Annotated in this window: 19 protein-coding genes and 1 pseudogene; 4 read left to right on the plus strand and 16 right to left on the minus strand. The window is 57.3% G+C overall.

Annotated features, from left to right (window positions below; genetic code table 11):
* The first annotated feature begins 80 nt into the window (after window positions 1-80).
* Window positions 81-3,227, plus strand: a complete 3,147-nt coding sequence (locus OUZ45_RS11710) for an efflux RND transporter permease subunit (RefSeq protein WP_266170271.1) — start codon at window positions 81-83, stop codon at window positions 3,225-3,227.
* A 37-nt stretch (window positions 3,228-3,264) separates the two neighbouring features.
* Here OUZ45_RS11710 and OUZ45_RS11715 read toward each other — a convergent pair whose 3' ends face one another.
* Window positions 3,265-3,858 (minus strand): cupin domain-containing protein, encoded by a 594-nt coding sequence (locus OUZ45_RS11715; protein ID WP_266170272.1) that lies wholly within the window; start codon window positions 3,856-3,858, stop codon window positions 3,265-3,267.
* 433 nt (window positions 3,859-4,291) lie between these two features.
* Between OUZ45_RS11715 and OUZ45_RS11720 the strand changes: the two genes are divergently transcribed.
* The gene (locus tag OUZ45_RS11720) at window positions 4,292-4,444 is read left to right on the plus strand and encodes a hypothetical protein (protein ID WP_266170273.1); all 153 of its coding nucleotides are present in this window, start codon (window positions 4,292-4,294) and stop codon (window positions 4,442-4,444) included.
* Between the two features lie 61 nt (window positions 4,445-4,505).
* Here OUZ45_RS11720 and OUZ45_RS11725 read toward each other — a convergent pair whose 3' ends face one another.
* From OUZ45_RS11725 to OUZ45_RS11735, 3 genes are read right to left on the minus strand one after another with little or no spacing between them, the layout of a single operon-like run.
* Window positions 4,506-5,405 (minus strand): transposase, encoded by a 900-nt coding sequence (locus OUZ45_RS11725; RefSeq protein WP_266170274.1) that lies wholly within the window; start codon window positions 5,403-5,405, stop codon window positions 4,506-4,508.
* Between the two features lie 10 nt (window positions 5,406-5,415).
* Window positions 5,416-6,405 (minus strand): HEAT repeat domain-containing protein, encoded by a 990-nt coding sequence (locus OUZ45_RS11730; protein ID WP_266170276.1) that lies wholly within the window; start codon window positions 6,403-6,405, stop codon window positions 5,416-5,418.
* A 7-nt stretch (window positions 6,406-6,412) separates the two neighbouring features.
* Window positions 6,413-6,679: a hypothetical protein gene (locus tag OUZ45_RS11735; protein WP_266170278.1), complete on the minus strand. Its 267-nt coding sequence runs from the start codon at window positions 6,677-6,679 to the stop codon at window positions 6,413-6,415.
* A gap of 269 nt (window positions 6,680-6,948) precedes the next feature.
* Here OUZ45_RS11735 and OUZ45_RS20845 point away from each other — a divergent pair.
* Window positions 6,949-7,050, plus strand: a pseudogene (locus OUZ45_RS20845) (SDR family NAD(P)-dependent oxidoreductase); the annotation flags it as partial.
* 85 nt (window positions 7,051-7,135) lie between these two features.
* On the opposite strand, the gene OUZ45_RS11740 reads toward OUZ45_RS20845, so the two are convergent.
* Window positions 7,136-7,387 carry a hypothetical protein gene (locus OUZ45_RS11740; protein ID WP_266170279.1) on the minus strand — a complete coding sequence of 84 codons (252 nt, stop codon included), beginning with the start codon at window positions 7,385-7,387 and terminating at the stop codon, window positions 7,136-7,138.
* Between the two features lie 260 nt (window positions 7,388-7,647).
* Between OUZ45_RS11740 and OUZ45_RS11745 the strand changes: the two genes are divergently transcribed.
* Window positions 7,648-8,517, plus strand: a complete 870-nt coding sequence (locus OUZ45_RS11745) for an SDR family NAD(P)-dependent oxidoreductase (protein ID WP_266170281.1) — start codon at window positions 7,648-7,650, stop codon at window positions 8,515-8,517.
* A gap of 92 nt (window positions 8,518-8,609) precedes the next feature.
* On the opposite strand, the gene OUZ45_RS11750 is transcribed toward OUZ45_RS11745, so the two are convergent.
* The 11 genes from OUZ45_RS11750 to OUZ45_RS11800 all read right to left on the minus strand — a co-directional run bounded on the left by OUZ45_RS11750 (window position 8,610) and on the right by OUZ45_RS11800 (window position 18,453).
* Window positions 8,610-9,383 carry an ABC transporter permease gene (locus tag OUZ45_RS11750; RefSeq protein ID WP_266170283.1) on the minus strand — a complete coding sequence of 258 codons (774 nt, stop codon included), beginning with the start codon at window positions 9,381-9,383 and terminating at the stop codon, window positions 8,610-8,612.
* Window positions 9,376-10,293 (minus strand): ABC transporter ATP-binding protein, encoded by a 918-nt coding sequence (locus tag OUZ45_RS11755; protein ID WP_266170285.1) that lies wholly within the window; start codon window positions 10,291-10,293, stop codon window positions 9,376-9,378. The genes OUZ45_RS11750 and OUZ45_RS11755 overlap by 8 nt, the downstream gene beginning before the upstream one ends.
* Window positions 10,294-10,325: 32 nt before the next feature.
* The gene (locus OUZ45_RS11760) at window positions 10,326-11,510 is read right to left on the minus strand and encodes an ABC transporter permease (RefSeq protein WP_266170286.1); all 1,185 of its coding nucleotides are present in this window, start codon (window positions 11,508-11,510) and stop codon (window positions 10,326-10,328) included.
* Window positions 11,511-11,520: 10 nt separating this feature from the next.
* The gene (locus tag OUZ45_RS11765; RefSeq protein WP_266170287.1) at window positions 11,521-12,672 is read right to left on the minus strand and encodes an ABC transporter permease; all 1,152 of its coding nucleotides are present in this window, start codon (window positions 12,670-12,672) and stop codon (window positions 11,521-11,523) included.
* Between the two features lie 52 nt (window positions 12,673-12,724).
* Window positions 12,725-13,723 carry a hypothetical protein gene (locus tag OUZ45_RS11770; RefSeq protein WP_266170288.1) on the minus strand — a complete coding sequence of 333 codons (999 nt, stop codon included), beginning with the start codon at window positions 13,721-13,723 and terminating at the stop codon, window positions 12,725-12,727.
* Window positions 13,720-14,103, minus strand: coding sequence for a PadR family transcriptional regulator (locus OUZ45_RS11775; RefSeq protein ID WP_266170289.1), 384 nt, complete (start codon window positions 14,101-14,103; stop codon window positions 13,720-13,722). Before OUZ45_RS11775 ends, OUZ45_RS11770 begins: the two co-directional genes overlap by 4 nt.
* 43 nt (window positions 14,104-14,146) lie before the next feature.
* The gene (locus tag OUZ45_RS11780; protein WP_266170290.1) at window positions 14,147-14,884 is read right to left on the minus strand and encodes a 2OG-Fe(II) oxygenase; all 738 of its coding nucleotides are present in this window, start codon (window positions 14,882-14,884) and stop codon (window positions 14,147-14,149) included.
* Between the two features lie 901 nt (window positions 14,885-15,785).
* Entirely contained in the window at window positions 15,786-16,445 is a 660-nt protein-coding gene (locus tag OUZ45_RS11785) for a hypothetical protein (RefSeq protein ID WP_266170291.1), read from the minus strand.
* Window positions 16,446-16,537: 92 nt separating this feature from the next.
* Window positions 16,538-17,008: a group II truncated hemoglobin gene (locus tag OUZ45_RS11790; protein ID WP_266170293.1), complete on the minus strand. Its 471-nt coding sequence runs from the start codon at window positions 17,006-17,008 to the stop codon at window positions 16,538-16,540.
* A 145-nt stretch (window positions 17,009-17,153) separates the two neighbouring features.
* Window positions 17,154-18,023, minus strand: coding sequence for a hypothetical protein (locus OUZ45_RS11795; protein ID WP_266170294.1), 870 nt, complete (start codon window positions 18,021-18,023; stop codon window positions 17,154-17,156).
* Between the two features lie 148 nt (window positions 18,024-18,171).
* Complete coding sequence (locus OUZ45_RS11800; protein WP_266170295.1) at window positions 18,172-18,453, minus strand: hypothetical protein; 282 nt, start codon at window positions 18,451-18,453, stop codon at window positions 18,172-18,174.
* Window positions 18,454-18,478 lie beyond the last annotated feature (25 nt).

The raw sequence follows: 18,478 nt of genomic DNA on the forward strand, positions 1-18,478 counted from the left end.
CGCTGGTGCGTTGAAGCAAATACACCTCGCTTTACCTCGCCCGCGCAGCGCGCAGGCCGTCTACGGATTACGCTTACCGCATGAACATTTCCGGCCCGTTTGTCCGCCGCCCGATCGGCACGTCGTTGCTCGCCATGGGCGTATTCGCGCTGGGTCTGATCTGCTATTCGCTGCTGGGCGTGGCCGCGTTGCCCAACATGCAGTTCCCGGTGATCTTCGTGCAGGCCAGTCAGGCCGGCGCGGATGCCAGCACCATGGCTTCCACGGTGGCCGCACCGTTGGAGCGCCACCTGGGCCAGGTGGCCGGTATCGACAGCATGCGTTCGCGCAGCTCGGAAGGCAGTACCTCGGTCTTCATGATTTTCCAGAGCGGCCGCAATCTGGACTCCGCCGCGCGCGACGTGCAGGCGGCGATCAATGCCGCCGCGCCGGACTTGCCCGCGGGCCTCAACGGCTCGCCGAGCTATCAGAAGGCCAATCCCAACGACGACCCGATCATCGCCTTCGCGCTCACCTCGGAAACGCAATCCGCCGCCGAGCTGTACAACGTGGCCGACTCGCTGCTGGCGCAGCGCCTGCGTCAGCTCAACGGCGTTTCTTCGGTGGATATCGCCGGCGCGGCGACGCCAGCCATCCGCGTGGACGTCAACCTGCGCGCGCTCAATGCGATGGACCTCTCGCCCGACCAGCTGCGCAACGCACTTACGGCCGCCAACGTCACCTCGCCGCAGGGCTTTTTGTCCAACGGCAAGACCACCATGGCGATTACGGCGAACGACCAGCTGCACACCGCCGACGATTTCGGCAACCTGGTGATCGCCACGCGCAAAGGCACGCCGGTGCGTCTGTCCGACGTGGCCAAGGTCTACGCCGGGCAGCAGGATGCGTACCAGGCGGCCTGGTTCCAGGGCAAACCAGCTGTGCTGATGTACGTCTACAAGAAGGCCGATGCCAACGTCATCGCCACGGTGGACGCTGTGCGCGATCTGGTACCGCTGCTGCGCGGTTACCTTTCGCCGGGCACCACGCTCACGCCTTACTTCGACGGTACGCCGACCATCCGCGCCTCGCTGCACGAAGTACAGGCCACGCTGCTGATCAGCCTGGCCATGGTGGTGATGACCATGGCGCTGTTCCTGCGCCGGCTGGCACCCACGCTGATCGCCGGCATAGCGGTGCCGCTGTCGCTGGCGGGCGCTTTCATCTGCATGTACCTGTTCGGCTACACGCTCAACAACCTCACCTTGTTGGCGCTGGTGATCGCGATCGGTTTCGTGGTGGACGACGCCATCGTGGTGATCGAGAACATCATCCGCCACATCGACCAAGGCATGAGCCGTTTGCAGGCCACGCTGCTGGGCGCGAAGGAGATCGGTTTCACCATCGTCTCCATTACGGCTTCGCTGGTGGCGGTGTTCATCCCGCTGTTGTTCGCCAGCGGCGTCACCGGCCTGTTCATGCACGAATTCACCATGACCCTGGTGTCGGCCATCCTGATGTCGGCCATCGTGTCGCTGACGCTTACGCCATCCTTGTGCGGTTATTTCCTCAAGGGGCACCAGGCACAGAAGCAGCCTTCGAAGCTGGAGCAGGTGCTGGAAGGCTTCCACGAGCGGATGCTGCGCGTCTACGTGCGCGCGTTGAACTTCTCGCTGCGCCACGCGCTGCTGTTCGCGCTGACGCCGCTGGCGCTGATCGTCGCCACGGTGTTTCTGTTCGGCGTGGTCAAGGCCGGTTTCTTCCCTCCGCAGGACACCGGTTTGATCTGGGGGCGTTCCAGCTCCAGCGCCACAGTGTCGTTCGGTGAAACCATCCAGCGTCAGGAGCGCATCACCAGCATGCTGCTGGCCGACCCGGCGGTGCATTCCGTCAGCTCGCGCCTGGGTACCAGCCGCCAGGGCACCAGCGGCTCCTTCAGTATCGAGCTGAAAACCCGCGCCGACGGCCGCAAGGAAAGCACCTTCGACGTACTCGCACGCCTCAGCGCCAAGGCGGCGGCCTACCCGGATCTCAACCTGCGTCTGCGTCCGCTGCAGGACCTGCCCAGCGGTGGCGGCGGTGGCGGGCAGGGCGCGCAGTACCAGATCTCGCTGCAGGGCAACGATATCGCCGAGCTGCAGGCGTGGCTGCCCAAACTGGTCAACGAGCTGAAGAAGAACCCCAAGCTCAAGGATGTCGGCTCCGACATCGACGAGGCCGGCCTACGTCAGAACATCGTGATCGACCGCGATAAAGCCGCGCGCCTGGGCGTAAGCATGGGCACCATCGACGGCGCGCTGTATAACGCCTTCGGTCAGCGCCAGGTCTCCACCATTTATTCCGACATCAACCAGTACAAGGTCGTGCTGAACGCGCTGCCTTCGGAAACGGCGACGCCGGAAGCGATCAACGGCATCTATGTCAGCTCCAACAAGGGCGGGATGGTGCCGCTGACCGCGCTCGCGCGACAGGAGCCCGGCCTGGCGCCGTCCACGATCTCGCACGAAAACCAGTACACCACGATGGATCTCAGCTTCAACCTGGCTCCCGATGTGAGCATGGGCGATGCGATGCAGATCGTGCAGGCCACCATCGGCAATATGCGCATGCCTGGCGACATCCGCCTCAACGTCGGCGGCGATTTCCGCCGCTTCCAGCAGTCGCAGAGCGGCATGCTGTGGCTGCTGGCCGCCGCGGTGATCACCGTCTACATCGTGCTCGGCATGCTCTACGAGAGCCTGATCCATCCAGTCACCATCCTCTCCACCCTGCCGGCGGCGGGCGTCGGTGCGCTGATGGCTTTGTGGGTCACCAACACGGATCTGTCGATGATCGCGCAGATCGCGCTGGTACTCTTGATAGGCATCGTCAAGAAAAACGCGATCATGATGATCGACTTCGCCCTGGTGGCGCAGCGCGAACATGGCAAGCCACCGCTGGAGGCCGCACGCGAGGCCTGCATCGTGCGCTTCCGCCCGATCATGATGACCACCATGGTCGCCATCCTCGCCGCGATGCCGATCGCCATCGGCCTGGGCGAAGGCTCGGAACTGCGCCGCCCGCTCGGTATCGCGTTGATCGGTGGCCTGATCATCTCGCAGAGCCTGACCCTGCTCAGCACCCCGGCGCTGTACGTGATCTTCAGCTGCCTCGCCGACCGCTGGAAGAGCTGGCGCGTTCGTCGCCGCGAGCGGCGACAGGCCCATCGCGCGCTAGCTCCTTCCAAGCCGCCCATCACAAGCCATTAATTAGTTGGCCACTCCAAGATCGCCAAGCAGTTGGCAACTACAAGGTTGAGGTGCTGCTCTTCAACCCCCGGCATGGTGGCGCTGGCTGCGTTTGCGCAACCGACACAGGAAAGGCGTCCGGTACGGTGATGTTCTCGCCCGCAGTACTTGCGTAGAACACGATCAGCGTCACGGGCTCGTCGCCCGTATAGCCACGATGTACCTGATCCACCAGTTCCGGCAACACATCACCGGTGGCGACTGAGCATGTAGTCAACCCGTTGGATGCGCCATTCCCTTGATCCCGCTTCTCGACCGTGAGTCTGCCTTTCAGCACATAGGCAGCGTTGATCACCGGGTGATGATGCCAGCCGAGCGTGCTGTGGGGTGGGATCTCGATGTGCAACACCGTGATCTCCGGCTGGCCCGGTTTGTAGGCCGGGTAGAGGGTGCCGTCCCAGGATTGCGTCGTCTTGAGTAGCGTCTTGGCTTCGGCGGCTCCTGCATGAGCGGGTTGTGCTATGCCCAGTGACGACACAACTAACGAAGCAAATACGGTTGCAAGAATATTGAATGGCATGGAACTTGGATGCATTTTGTAGCTAAATCGCTTATGCAATGAGACGGAGCGGTCAACGTAAGTTTGCTGCATAAAGATTGCGACATCCTTCCGGCTTCTGGGGGCCGGCAATATCGATAGGAGTTTGCGAGTCCATCCACTGTAGGACCCTTCATATACTACCCAGCCTGCGCCATGGTTCATTGAGGTCTAACGCCTAAGTTAAGTGGTGCGAGGTACGCGCGTCGGCTTGGACGAATGGTTAGGGCCCAAGCCTAGCGCAAAGGCAGCCACTTCTCGGGCGCACGGTTCGACGACCGCTTGAAGCAACAAATGGGGCCTCGCGACCTTGGTCGTACGGTTAAGAGGCAAGCCTGCGGTGAGCAACCGCTGAGTCGAAGGTGCGGACCAGAAAGTCACCACGACCAGTCTCGGCGCCAAAGACACCATCCACGCCGCCGTCAGAACTACCGGCAGTGGTACCGCGACCCTCGCGACCAAGTGGACTTTCCAGGATGGCTAGGCGGTGAAGGAAGACAGCAAATCCTTCGCACCGATCGGCCCGACCACCACAGGGTTCGAGATCAGCAAGCCGGATGGCTGGCCGGCAGGCAACTACAAGGTCGAGATCTCGTTGAGCGGACAGCCGGCGGGGAGTAAGGACTTCTCGGAGAAGTAACGCCGCACAAGCAGTGTGTACGACAAAGGCGCGGCCACGAGTCGCGCCTTTGTCTTCGGGGTCATATTGCTACTGCCTCACCCTGGAGACGGGCAAGCCGGATTCGCGCCTGTACGCTGACATGCCTGTCGGGATCCGAAACGGCATCAGACCAGACCTGGTGTGCCTCGCTCTCTCTGAGGCGAGCGAGTGCCGCGTAGGCTGCAACTCGTCCACGCGGATTGGGGTGCGATGCGCGAATGTAGTCGAGTACGTCGATGCACTCCTCGTCACCAATCTCAGCGGCGGCCTGACAAAGAAGCGGCAGGGATGTGCGATTGCCCAGGCTGGTAATTACGCCCGATGGCAGATCGAGCATGTATTGATTGGTACCCGTGATCTGGTCGGGAAAATTCGTCATCACATTGATGGATATCGAGAAACTCTCGGGCGGAAGTTGATTGTGTATGTCAACGCTCGCGCGATAAAGCATGGTCCGTCCCCGCGCAAGGGCTTCACGGCCCATGTAACGAAGTTTGATGGCTTCCCCGATATAACCAACGACGTCGTCGTATTCGTATTCGTAGAAGTCACTCAAGTACCCCGGACCATAGTAGCCAACCGTGAGGAAATCAAAATTGTGGTCATGAGGCACGTCATAAAAGAAAGGCCTGGCGCCACTTGCCTGAAATATCGAATCATGTGCGGCGGGCCAAAAATTAGCGCGCATGAAGAAATTAATTCCTTCCCCCAGCGTGAACACCTGTGCCGAATACTGATTAGTCTTCTGCAGGGAGCCCACATCCTTGAGCTCATCGGTAATCAATTTTGTGAGAAACGTTCTGTTATTTGCAAGCGCTCTTAATGTTGGTGCTCCGCCAAGCAGCGCATCGCGATCGGAAATATCAATGGAAGAAAAATAATCCAAGGTTTCCTCTAGAGAAATGACCTTGTTACATACTTCATCTTGGAAGATCGGCATGATCGCTTCCTTACGCCTCTGTAGGCAATTGAGCCAGAACCTGGTTAGCCACTTCTCTCAGATCCGGATTTGGATCATTGCACGCCGCGCTCCGGGCACGTTGGATGCCGGCACTAGCGTCCATCCGCAACAGATGACGCATGGAATTCCAGCGCACATGGTGATCTTGGTGGTGTGTGAGCCTTTCAACAACCTCAACACCAGGCTTGTAGTCGAAGTCGGCAAGCACGCGAGTCAGGATTTCCAAGCGCGATGCGGTGGGATCGCCACTGATCCAGCCACAAAAACTCTTATTGTGCAGATCGAAACGAGGTAAAAGACTGATTCGAGGGTTGCCCGTTATCTCCATGTAAACCATATTGCCCTGCAGGCTTGAGAAGGTCAGGTCCGTCCCGGCTGCCAGATACATCGAATCGCCGGCAGTCAAGATCCGCTTCGAGTGGTATTCGAGCCTGTAGTCTTCGCTCTCGTCGCGAGGGGGTACAGCGGTGTACTTCTCGACCGTAAGTTCGGATGCGCTGAGAATCCCTAGAAACATATCGAACGGATAGGGATCCATCTTGGGTTCGTTTGGAGTGGATGAGCTGTCCTGATTGAGTGGCCGCCCATTCTCCACGCCGGCCCAGGTTGAACGGCGAATTCCTATGCTTACCCTGAAGTGTTCGGTCGAAACGAGGGTCCAGCCGAGGATGGTCCCCTCCATGACGAATCGACCCAGTTGGTAATCCGGATTGGCCGCAATTTTATTCAGGGATAATTTCAGCGCCAGCATCGCGAAATCGGATTGGAAGATCGCCTCGAATAAGGGCAAGTGTTCGGCAAATACAAAATCTTGCGCAGCGGCCAGTTCTTCTTCAATACGCTTGATGATCGGGTGAGCGCGTAGCTCAACGTCACACTGCAGTAGCTCACTATGGTCCACATTCACTCCTGATCTGCCATGTGCATCCGATGGTTCGGACGTCGACTTCAGAGATCCGAAGTCGACGTTGGTCATCATCGATGACTTATGCTGGGCCGCCGCCACCACCCGGGGGGGGCGGGCTCTTGTGAACGGCGATACCGACGCCAAGGCCGACGGCAACACCGACGCCAACAGCGACGCCGATTGCTACTGCCAAGGTCGGCGTTTCGAGGTTCGCGATATTGGAGCCTGCCATCGCCACCGGTCGACGGAGCTGTGGAACAGACACTTCTGTAAATACCATAACGACATCCCTATTGAAGAAGAATGTGCCGCGATAAGACATTTCAAACTCGTGCTGTGCAGACATCGCACCGCCTTCGCAAACATGTTGGCACATGTAACATGTCCACTAGGACGTAATGTTGTATAGCACTGCTTTGAAATGGCTCAATACATAGCAAAGCTAGGGTGAATCTGAGGTTTTGTAATGAGTTACATCTGTGCCATATTTTAACCTTGTGCCGCATAGGTAACGCGCATTTGAAGTACTTATTAATATCAGTGGTAGATAACCTCAAATGCTTGCGCAAACCCTTACATGGAGGCGACCAATACATGCCATGCCAAGGACACTTGATGGCTCCTCAGGCAGTCCTCATTACGGGAGCAAGCGATGGCCTTGGAAGGGCGTTGGCTGCCCGATTTGCCAAATCGGGTTGGCAGGTCATCATCCATGGTCGATCGAGCGATAGTTCGGACGTCGACTTCAGAGATCCGAAGTCGACGTTGGTCATCATTGATGACTTATGCCGGACCACCACCATTACGGCGGCGGCGGGGGCGGGCCCTTGTGAACGGCGATGCCGACGCCAAGGCCGACGGCAACACCGACGCCAACAGCAACGCCAATCGCTACGGCCAAGGTTGGCGTTTCGAGGTTCGCGATATTGGAGCCTGCCATCGCCACCGGTCGACGGAGCTGTGGAACAGACACTTCAGTAAATACCATAACGACATCCCTATTGAAGAAGAATGTGCCGCGATAAGCCGTTTCAAAATCGTGCCATGTAGACACCGCTCTGTCTTCGCAAACATGTTGGCACACGTAACACATCCACTAGGACCCGATGTTGTATAGCACTTCTTGGAAATGGCTCAATACATAGCAAAGCTAGGGTGCGCCTGATGTTTTGTAAGTAGTTACATCTGCGTTTTGTTTTTACCTAGCGCCGCATAGGTAACGCGCATTCGAAGTACCGATTAGTATCAGTGGTTGATAGCCTCAGCAGATCTTTACATGGAAGCGGTCAATACATGCCATGCCAAGGACACTCGATGACTTCTCAAACAGTCCTCATTACTGGAGCAACCGACGGCCTTGGAAGGGCGTTGGCTGCTCGATTTGCCAAGTCGGGTTGGCAGGTCATCATCCATGGTCGATTGAGACGTCGTTGTGATGATGTCAGGCAAGAAATAGGCGGGGAGTCGGGAAGCCGGCGTATTGAAACTTGCGTCGCGGATTTCGCCCGACTGCGTGACGTGTTTGCGATGATCGACCAGGTGAGATCCCTTACCCCGGCGATTGACCTGCTGATCAATAACGCTGGGCTGGGTGTGGAAGAAGAGCGAACGGCGACTGTAGACGGCTACGAAATGGTCTTGCAGGTAAATTATCTTGCGACGTACGCGCTCAGCTTAGGTTTGCTTCAAGAAGTCAAGCGCGCCTCCGGCCGCATCGTCTGTGTAAGCTCGGCGAGCCAGGCGCCTGTCGATTTTCGGGATCCACAATATGAGAGCGGCTGGGAAGGCCCACAGGCGTATGGGCGATCGAAGTGGGCGCAAGCTGCGTTTGCCGCCGGCATGGCAGCAATGGGTGGAATGGATGCTCCACGCATCTACTCCGTGCACCCCGGGTCATTGATGCCTACCAAGCTGGTCCTGGGCAAGTATCCGGTTGGGGACAGCTTGGAGACTGGCGTTGAGACCGTATGGCGTATTGCCCACCAGCCGGTCTCTTCGGACATGAACGGCTTGTATTTCGATCAGCATGGAATCGCCACCGCAATTGCCGAAACGTATGACGCATCGATTCAACGCAATCTGCTCGATCTGTCTGCGCAGCTGATTTCGAAGGTGCCAGGTAGTGAGATGATTGGCCATTGGCGCGACGTCTTGGACAATCGCGCACGAGAAATGACGCGATAGATCTGATCGATCAAGTCGTTGATCCCGCCCCTCTTCTACCGCTTTGATTCGCGCGCTTGTGCTCAGGCAAGCGCGCGACCCGGTTGCCATCCCTAAAATTGACCGACGCTTGCGAGCCTGCGAGCACGCCTGCTGGCCAATTCCAGCAGGTATGCACCCGCAAGGAAGTACACCACGCCGTTGCCTATCGCTATAGACAATTGCCCGTAACTAGCGTTGTAGCCATTTGCAAGTTGATGCTGAATCAACTGGGCAGCAGGATTGATGGGGGTGATCGCGCTTAGCCACGGTCCCCAGGGTCCGAAATTCTGGACGGGCGTTACGACGGCGCTTAGCAAGACGAATTGACCGATGCTGAGGATGGCGCCCACTTGTTTAGCGAGAAGGGCGTAAGCGGCGATGGCAAGTCCCAGACCAGAGGTCGAAAGAATGACGCCTGCGAACGGCACGATCTCAATCCATCGATAATCAAGTCGCGAGCCGGTTATCAAACTGATGATGACCACCAAGATGGCAATCAACATCAAATGCTGGACCAAGCCGCTGAAGATCCGCATTGCAGTGAATGCTGCAAAGTTGAACGGCGAAACGAACAGCTGCTCTATGATGCCAAGACGGGCATCCTCCAGTAGCAACGCGCCTGGCCCTGCAAACAGGCCAGTGGTGACCAGCCAAAGGATGTAGCCCGCAACCACAAGATCAAGACGGCTCCCAAATTGAACTCCCGCGCCAGCGAGATATTTCGATCCGGCGAACAAACCAATGAAAATAATGGTAAAGATCACCACGCCGGCAATGGATTCCACAGGATAGCGCTTGAAAGTGAGCCACTGACGCTTTGATTCCACCAGAAACAAACTAAGCATGTGCGTAGTCCTTTATACGTTCAAGGAAGACTTTGGTCAGGTCATCTTCGATTGAGTTCAACGACGTAATCGGCAGCGGCCGAACGATATCGATCACGGCATAAAGCGCCTGATCCGGGAAGTGCAGCCACTGTTCTTCAAAGCGAGTCCCCAATGCCCGAAGCTGATCTACCTGCGATGAGTCGAGCTGCGCACCTAGCTGCATCGAGTACCCTCCCTTGTTCACCGAAGCGATGAACTCCGCCTTCGACTCCGAAGCCACCAATCTTCCGGCAACAATCAATGCGATGCGATCGGCCACCATTTTTACAACATCAAACTGGTGCGAGGTCACGACAATGGCGACACCGGACCGGCTTAGCGCTTTTAGCGATTCCACCAATGAAATGACGTTCTCGACGTCAACGCCGAGCGTAGGCTCGTCCAGCACCAGCAATTCAGGCTCATGAGTCATGGAGATGGCAACGGCCAAGCGCTGCTGCATGCCACGTGATAGATGGGCGGCGATGGTGGAGCGCTTGTTTTCCAGTTGGAATACGGAAAGCATCTGGCGTGCGCGGACGCGCGCCCGGTTGATGGACAGGCCGCGTAAAACCCCGAAGTATTCAAGGTTCTCAAAGGCGGTCAGTCGCCAATAGATATTTCGGTTGCCTTCAAAGACAGCACCTATGCGCTTGCGATAGTTACGACGCGTAGGATCATCAGCGCCATCAAGCCGGACATGCCCCTTATCCGGATCGATCAGTCCCGCGATAATCTTGACCAGGGTTGTCTTACCAGCACCATTGAGGCCAAGCACGCTCACTATCTCGCCGCCTCGCACGGTGAGCGAAACATCTTCGAGCGCAGTGACAGTGCTGCCGCCACTTGCATAAGTCTTACTCAGCCCCACAATTTCAAGCTCTCGCATGGTCACCCCCCTCTTTGGATTGAATTCCAACGTTAGGTCTTGCGTAACGCGTCTACGACGCAAATTCTGGACATCAGAATCGCCGGCCAGGCACCAGCGATCAGCGAGAACAGCAGGACCGTCCCAATGGCCGCAAACGCTGCTTCGGGGCGCACGGACAAGCTAAGCGCCATGGCGCTCAAGCCGTTGGATGTGAGAGCGCTCTCGCCATGCAGCATGCCGGCCGCGATCAATGCGCCAGCTGCCCCTCCAAGCAAACCGAGAACCAGCGCCTCCGCCAGAATCTGAGCCGCTACGGCGGTCGGACCGAATCCGATTGCCCGCAGCGTCCCCAACTCCCTCAGTCGGACTTGAATGGCCGACAACATGGTGTTGGCAGCGGCGAGCATCGCTGCAATCCCCATCAACGAAACGATCGCCAATCCTGGAATCATTACCAGCACTCTGAAACGATCTGTCTGTTGCGCGAGATAGTCACGCTCGCGAAAGACATTCACATCGAGCCCTGGCAGGTTCATCAGATAGTTCGCGAAGCTTTCAAAATCATCCTTGCTTGCCAACCTGACGTAAATCGCACTTATCTTTCCCGCATCCCCCATCGCCGGCGCAAGCTGGTTGGCATCCCCCCATATCTCGGATTCGTACCGACCTCCGCCCTGCTCCTTGAATATCCCGGTGACTTTGAAGCGTGAGACGCCGAGTTGCAGTGAGCTTCCAACAGCTATTCCGCTCAGCGTTCGCGCGAGCTTTTCACCGACGATGATCTCATCTAGACCATGCTGAAATGGGTGCCCTGCGAGCATCGAAGTATCCCTATCAAGGCTCCAGGCCGCCCCATCGAAGCCACGCACCAGCACACTCACTCCCTTTCCGTCCGAGGCCCTCGGCAACGCGGCGGTGGTGACGAGTTGGGGGGATGTGGCGCCACGCTGGGCTTGCGCCAAGCCTGGCGCTTGCTGGATCAGCGAGCCAGCGTTTCGCGCGAGACGACTCCCGACCTCGGAGAACGAACTTCTCGCCAGAACAATCGCCACATCATCGGAGCCCGGCGACCGCCAGAAACCAGAGAGTCCATTAGCAAGCGCAAGAACGGACACCAGTACACCGCCGGTCACGGCAAATCCGACGATCGCCACGATCGAAGATGATGCTCTGGACGGAAGCGACCGGATCGACATGGCGAACAGCGACAGAAATTGACTCAGTGTGGAACTCACTTGGGGTCTCTCAGTCGCAGGAACTCAAGCGGAATGGAAGACGGCTCGCCCTGTATGCGGGCAGCACGGACGAAAGCACGGCAAAAACGATCGCTACGGCGGCCGAAAGCGCTATGCCCCGGAGAGGGAAATGAAATCCTGGCAGGAAATTTTCCACGAGAGGGCGCAGGACCGTTACCAGGACGATCGCCGTGGCCAGTCCGCACGTGGCAGCGGCCAAGGTGAGCGTCATCGCTTCCGTGATGATTAGCGCCAACACACTACCAGGCTGAAACCCAAGAGCCTTCATGGTGGCCAGTTCGACCCGACGCATCTGCACCCGTTCATGCCAAACGTTGTGTGACAACAGCAGCATGGACACGAATACGAGTCCGGCTACCACGATGGTGATCTTACTGAAATCGCCAAATTGGGTGAGCTGATTCTCCATCGCCTGGTTCTCCGGCTGGGTAATGAGCCTGGGCGAGGAGGTTGCGAAGAGCTGATCGATGGTCGAGGCAATACGCGTGGCCTGATCCGGTGCGTTGATGTAAGTGACGAAACCAATCGCGACATCCTTGTTGCCCACCCGCGCGTCATTGAAATAGGTGTAATGAACGAAAGCGAGATCGCCGGGAACCTTTGGATCATCACTGTGATATACCGCGTCGACGTGAAACACCCAACTCGCCGCACCGGTCGTGTCCAGCACATTGGTTTGAAGTGTCACTGCTTGGCCTAACTTCCAGCCATAGCGCTTGAGCGTATCCGGACCAACCAGCAGCGACTGTTTATCGCCGAGGAACGCCTTGCGTTGCTCATCTGGGACCGTCAGCTCCGGAAACATCCCAAACAATTCAGATGCCGAAGCCGCCTGCAATAGCAGGTGTCTTGGATCATCTTGATAGGCGGCTGGTTCCGCATTCGCGTAGAGCACGGACTTCACGCCTGGCACCGAGGCGATCTTCTGCGCATAGCTTATGGGGATGGGGGCGGTCACAGCGCTGCTGCCCTGGCTTCGCAGGCGGTAGGACGACGCCACGTTGCCGCTCGCTGTGAAAGCCTCTCGCGCGCTGATCAGAACCCCCAGCAGAAGAAATGCTATCGACACACATGCAAAGGTAACGAAGATCTGAGATTTCCTGAAACGAAGTCCTGAAGCCACCAGCTCCATATAGCCCATCGTCTGTTCCTTGGTCTTGCGTAGTCAGAGCTTGGGGTGAATGTCCATTGGTCTACATCGCCTTGGATAAGCGGTGTAGTCTGAATCTCTGCAGGAATCCCCAGGCTTTTACGAGCCAGCTCAACCACAGGATGACCATGAAGCATCGAAATAAAGGGGGGGTAACCACTGCACTCAATACGTTGCGCAACTCGCTCGAGTAGCCGGCGATTTGCTCAGGGGAAGGGGTGGAAAAAATATGGCCACTGATCAGCAGCAAAAGGCCGATCAGCAAGCCAGCAAACTGCAATGACATCTCTGCCATGAATTCGTGGCGAGAAAATTTCTTCCATGCCAGAAACATATCGGCCAGAAGAACCGCAGCGCACCACAAGTTGACAAGCATCCTTGGCGCGCCAAGAAACTGCTGGGACAGGATCGGATACGTCGATACCCGAAAGTGGGGTTCGTCGATCAGGATCAGCAGACCAATCTGTCCGGGCGCCACATTGAGTAAGATCAAAAGCACGATGGCCAGTACTCGACGATTGAGGCGGTAGCGCGGGGGCATGCTGGAAATCTCTCTGCGCGCCTCACTGGATTGCACCTCTGGCCGCGCACGGATCATGGCCATGGATTCGGCCACGTGATGCAAAGGCTCAAGCTGATCGATGGCTACGAATACGAGCGTGATAATGGTGAAGACAACGCCAGAACTAATCGCCATGTCACCAAGCATGTCCCATCGGAAGCCGTCCATCAGCGAAAGCGATGCAACGGCTATCACTGTCATGGCCAGGGACGCCCATAGCGCTGCCTTGTATACGGGATAGACACGCCGTCCAATCAATTCGCTGCGCTTTTCGACGAACGACCCGGCCAGTGCGCGAGCCGATTGGTGCCGCGCCAGGATCTTCTTCATCACTTGCTCACGAGCGCTTCCCTGGCTCGCCGTCATCTCCGCTTCCAGCTCGGCGTAGAGATTGCTCATGACTTCGCTGACAACTTCATCGCGCAGCCGCGCGGGAAGGAAATAGGACAGCGTCTTGGCATATTTGTCGTAAGGAGTCATTCCATCTCCGTTTGCGTCTGAGTTTGTCCGCAAATAAGCTCATCGAAGGCTGATTTCTCCAGCTCTTCGATGATCTGAACAAGCAGCGCGCGCTGCTTTCGCATGGCGTTGAGCATGACGGCGCCATGTTCCGACAAGGAGTAATACTTGCGCAGGCGATCCCCTCTCGTATCCCACCTGCTCTTCAGCGCGCCTTGCGCTTCGAGCCTGCGCAACATGGGGTAAAGCGTGCCTTCCTTGAGCGACATGCCTAGCCGAGATAGAGCCTGCTTTACACCGTAGCCGTGATTCTCCGAACGGAGCTGAATCAGCACGGCCAGCGTTATCATCCCTCGCCTAAGCTCGATGGACAGATGCTCAGTCTCCGGTCCAGCTTCCATCTCCTCTCCTTCGGTATCATCTGGACTTGGCTCTGTACCAGGATCAGTCCCTGGGAACTACAAACGACCTTTCTCGCAACCATTTTGTCGCTATCCATTTCTCTCCCTTGAAGACCGGCATCCCTGCGTGCAAGGTCGCCTCATCCCCAGTCTTATAGGAAAAGTACACGGCTGTTCCCCGTATCGGGGTGACTGTGAGGCCAATGTTTGGAAAGTTCGTTCCGCCGCCCATTTCCGGCGTATTGAGATACATCACGAGACTGGCCACACGCTGCCCGCCACGCGCGGTCACGTCCGAGTAGCCGGGACTGGCAGGATCGAACCAATCGTAGTGGGCCTCGTACTGCTGACCTGGGAGATAGCGCAATATCTGAATTGACTCGCCGTGATTCACTGGAACGCGAAACAATGCAGCTATGCGATCCTCCAGGAGCCTGATGAGTGGTGTCTCACCAATGTCAAAGGACACGCTTTCACTGGTGCGCGCGCGATGAACCTCGTTCCGACCGCTATTGGCGACAACCAGCGACCGCTGCAAGCGCGGCTTGGCCAGCGCGATCATTTCGTCGCACTCCTGCTCGGAGAGCAATCCCCCCAGCACGCGAATGACAGGTGACGCTATTCGCAACGAGACATCAACAGTGCGATCACAGGCAAGGACTCGCGGCGGCTCTGGATGCCGTACGCGCGGGACGGCATCTCGCCGCATCCTTGTTTCACAACCTCTTGCCGAATCATCCGATACATCTACAGCTGTGCTGATCTCTTCCTTGTCATGCATAGCATCATCATTTTGCGTAGTTAGTGGCTCTTTAGTCGGCCACAAGAATTGGATGTGCACCCTTGCTTGAAAGGCGCCCCGGCAACGGGGTGCGCGCCAGCAGCTTGTGTGCACGCGAATACGTCAAGCGCACTCGAGGGAGCTGCACACGTCAGGCTGAGTGGATGGCGGTGGCGCAATAGGTGGGGTATGAGAAACGTGGGCAAGCCACGGATCGCTCACATCAAGAGTCGATTCAGACGTTCTGCTATCCATGGCTTAGCTTCCTACTTATCCGAAATTCCTGAACGAAACCGCCAGGCGAAATTCAAAAAAGCAAAAACAGCTTATACAAACGGTATCAACGCCGTGGACGTTCTCAATCTACTGTCATCGACACGACGGAACTCAGCAGGCAATGCCACCTGGCCTGATGATTTGTAGAACAACCCCTGATTCCCCTGTCACGATGCGGCGCACTGCACGCGCCCCAACGCACTGATAGCCAACTCTAATGGAGTACAGCGCGATCCATCTAGCGCTATTCTTCGCGCAGACCATGCGGATCTCAGCATAAAAATGGGATACCTAAATTCTGTTACCGGACCAGAGGCAAGCCCGATGGTTATTCTTTAGGAATGCCGCGCCCGATCTTTGGCTGTGTAACTGTCGTATCCATCACGAGCGACATGCCAGCGTGAAGGCCTCAAGCAAAGTGGTGAGTGAAGCACAGCCTTTGGCATCGGCGGTGAAGTACCAGCCAGGACAATGGCGCTGATTCTCCGTGTACCGCCAGAGCATGACGGAGCCGGCCTGCTGCCATGAGTGAGATTGAAGGTTCACGAGCTATCTAACGCCGACGCTCAACCGCTTGCGGCCGAAGGCTCTACGTCGGCTGGAGCAGCAGCTTGTTGGCCAGCACTCATTCGACCACTGCGCATACATCTTCCGGGAAGAGAAAGAATCGAGCCGGACTCATCATGTGCGGGGCATTTGCGCGCCACCAGGCGGCTGCATCGGGCGAGGTGCTCTCGAGGAGTGCGATGGCCTCGAGCACGCTCACCTCGAAGCCTCTCCGCTGCTGATACTGCCCACGCATGAGATTGATAAGCACGGTGAAAGAGGACCGTGGGCCGGAAAGGACCCCAGCCGTGAGTCTGTTGCTCGAACTGCGAAACCCCTGAGCCAAGGGAAGCTCCAACCCAACCCACTTCTCTCTCACCCAAGCGGGTGCCTCTCCTGGGGGTGCAGCGATGATTCGAATGCGATAGGGCTTCGCGCGCTGCCATGCCTTAGCGATCGCCAGAACCACCATGGCGGCAGCAACGAAGCCAAGAAATATGAAAACGAGTTCTATTGGAATAAGCCAATGAAGCATGGCGTCTTGCGAAGGGGAGATGAAGACCTTCATTCCGTGACAGTTGTACTCAATGACATGCTGCGTTTGCGGTAACGGTGTCCGCGGATTGGAGCAGATGGTCGACAACAGGATGAACCACGCTACTACGCACGCAAACGCGCCCGCGAAGGAGAGCGCAAGCAGCAGTATCCAAAATGGTGAAACCCTGAACGTTACTCGCATCGACTGCCTTTCGCTGTCGTCCAACGACTGAATTTAGCCGAGCCACGAAACGGCTTCGGCTAGAACGAATGGTTAGACACATATATGTGCGCTCAGCCCGTGTACGGCCCTTTGACCTCACCCCAGCCCCATCTTGGCATGGGTGCGTCTTGGTCCACCGTTGCACCCGGTTGCGAATTGATAACCGCCAAGCGAGAACCCCACTCTAGATAACCGACCAACGCAGAGCGAAACTCGGGATCATCTGGCATGCCAAGCTCGTCCGCTGTCTCCAGCAGCAGACCCACCCAACGTCGCCTTTGATCTTGACCCAGGTGACGGTTGAGATGCTGCCGAATCATGTGCGGATGACCGCCGTGTTGCGTGGAGTATGTGTCTGGACCGCCAAAGACCTCGGCTAGAAAAGCGGCGACATGACTCGGGTGATCCCCGCCCATGTGCGCGAAGACAGGCCCTAACATCGAGTCTGTCTTTACGTGTTCGTAGAACCGCGCGGCCAGGCGGGTAAGCGCATCCATGCCGCCTAGCCATTCGTAGAGGGTGGGAACGCTTTGATTTGACATGGCGACCTGATGGTTAGGATGTGGTCCAACGTCTCCGCATCATGCGTGCGGTTCTGCGCGTCGCATGTATGCGCTTGTTCGGTCCGAGCAGGGTACGTGTCTCCATCATGCCCTTTGAGCTACGCAACGCATCGTCGCCGCGCACTCATGTGGCAGAGCGATGTTCGTCGTACAGCATCTGCTCAATGCCCATGATCAGGGTCTGCTTCCCGCGCTGTATGGTTGGTTCTTCCCCATGGGGATCTGCGCTCAAGCGATTCGCTAGGGAAATGTCGCTGACCGTGTCCGGGATCGCAGAGAAAAGTTGCGGCAAGATGTCCTTGAGCTTCATAGGATCGATTGCCAGATTCCCGACTTTCTCCAACTCCATCCGTTGAAAATGAGGGGCCGAGCAGGTTCCTGGTCGTCGGAGCCTCCAAAGCACATCGCCACGCAACAAGTCCAACGGCGGCTTCTCACTTCTGGCTTCCGCCACCGTCAGCGGTCTGTACCACGACAGGAATTCGAAGGCACGCCCGCAATCTATGATCACCGCCGCTCCCCAACCGTCCGGTATCCAGGGCCGCCCGTTCGTCATGCGAACGGTGGCGAAATAAGGGTTGATTGGATCTCCGCGTCGGGTCGGGTAAACGATCACGTCTCCGACGTCCATCAACAGCGGTTGCGGCTTCTTCAGAACGGCGCGCGGCTTCTGAACATTCGCCGCCGCTATTCGCGTGCGCAATTCCTGTAGCTGCTTGCCCCGCTTGCGGAGGCCGGACTCACTCATCCCAGCCTTTTGAAGCATGGCGATATCCGCGCCGTTGTCGATAATTTGGAATGCCTTCTCCCGCACGTGGTCGCAAACGATGCCGCGTTTAGCGAACTGATCCGCGACGATCAGCCAAAACGTCGGGTGGTCCTCATCAGTGGAGTCATTCGCTGCTGTTGGCTCCGTCTCACACAGGATCTCGACGAGCCGGTCGGGGTCGTAAGGCAGCCGTACAACCGCACCAACGGTTGTGCGCAGATCCATGGCGAAATCGCCCGAGTAGAGTCCACTTCCCCAAGTGCCCATTTCTCATCTCCTCGCCGACTTGCCCGGATGGCGGTTGAGGGTTTTCCCTTATACGCTGCTGAACGCCTGAGTGAAGCGTCGCGCAGTCGTCCGCTCGGACGAGTAGCTAGAACTCTACAATCTGCACGGGGCCAGCATGTTCGCTCTTAAGGTATTCTGCGTACTCCACGGCCTTGAGAAGGGATTCATTTGGATGGGAAGCTGTGAGAATGAAATAAGAGTTCTCCCCATCGCCTACACAAAGCTCGTCAATGACATCTTCTAGCTTTGCCGCATCCTTTCCGATTACGCCAACATAGGCAACTCCGGCCTGTATCCAGCTTTCAACTAGGGCGTCGAACTCGGGGCGATAACCACCAATCGAGTGAAGAACGATCTTCCGGTGCATGGTCATAGAGTGCTAACCCCTGAGT

This window comes from Dyella subtropica, from assembly GCF_026283965.1.
Taxonomy (GTDB): Bacteria; Pseudomonadota; Gammaproteobacteria; order Xanthomonadales; family Rhodanobacteraceae; genus Dyella_D; species Dyella_D subtropica.

Coding starts and splice junctions, on each gene's coding strand:
- OUZ45_RS11795 (WP_266170294.1), bottom strand. CDS start 18,023: ATGGATCTGCGCACAACCGTTGGTGCGGTTGTACGGCTGCCTTACGAC.
- OUZ45_RS11735 (WP_266170278.1), bottom strand. CDS start 6,679: ATGTCTGCACAGCACGAGTTTGAAATGTCTTATCGCGGCACATTCTTC.
- OUZ45_RS11710 (WP_266170271.1), top strand. CDS start 81: ATGAACATTTCCGGCCCGTTTGTCCGCCGCCCGATCGGCACGTCGTTG.
- OUZ45_RS11755 (WP_266170285.1), bottom strand. CDS start 10,293: ATGCGAGAGCTTGAAATTGTGGGGCTGAGTAAGACTTATGCAAGTGGC.
- OUZ45_RS11730 (WP_266170276.1), bottom strand. CDS start 6,405: ATGATGACCAACGTCGACTTCGGATCTCTGAAGTCGACGTCCGAACCA.
- OUZ45_RS11785 (WP_266170291.1), bottom strand. CDS start 16,445: ATGCGAGTAACGTTCAGGGTTTCACCATTTTGGATACTGCTGCTTGCG.
- OUZ45_RS11765 (WP_266170287.1), bottom strand. CDS start 12,672: ATGGGCTATATGGAGCTGGTGGCTTCAGGACTTCGTTTCAGGAAATCT.
- OUZ45_RS11790 (WP_266170293.1), bottom strand. CDS start 17,008: ATGTCAAATCAAAGCGTTCCCACCCTCTACGAATGGCTAGGCGGCATG.
- OUZ45_RS11715 (WP_266170272.1), bottom strand. CDS start 3,858: ATGCAGCAAACTTACGTTGACCGCTCCGTCTCATTGCATAAGCGATTT.
- OUZ45_RS11745 (WP_266170281.1), top strand. CDS start 7,648: ATGACTTCTCAAACAGTCCTCATTACTGGAGCAACCGACGGCCTTGGA.
- OUZ45_RS11770 (WP_266170288.1), bottom strand. CDS start 13,723: ATGACTCCTTACGACAAATATGCCAAGACGCTGTCCTATTTCCTTCCC.
- OUZ45_RS11775 (WP_266170289.1), bottom strand. CDS start 14,103: ATGGAAGCTGGACCGGAGACTGAGCATCTGTCCATCGAGCTTAGGCGA.
- OUZ45_RS11725 (WP_266170274.1), bottom strand. CDS start 5,405: ATGCCGATCTTCCAAGATGAAGTATGTAACAAGGTCATTTCTCTAGAG.
- OUZ45_RS11800 (WP_266170295.1), bottom strand. CDS start 18,453: ATGCACCGGAAGATCGTTCTTCACTCGATTGGTGGTTATCGCCCCGAG.
- OUZ45_RS11780 (WP_266170290.1), bottom strand. CDS start 14,884: ATGCATGACAAGGAAGAGATCAGCACAGCTGTAGATGTATCGGATGAT.
- OUZ45_RS11750 (WP_266170283.1), bottom strand. CDS start 9,383: ATGCTTAGTTTGTTTCTGGTGGAATCAAAGCGTCAGTGGCTCACTTTC.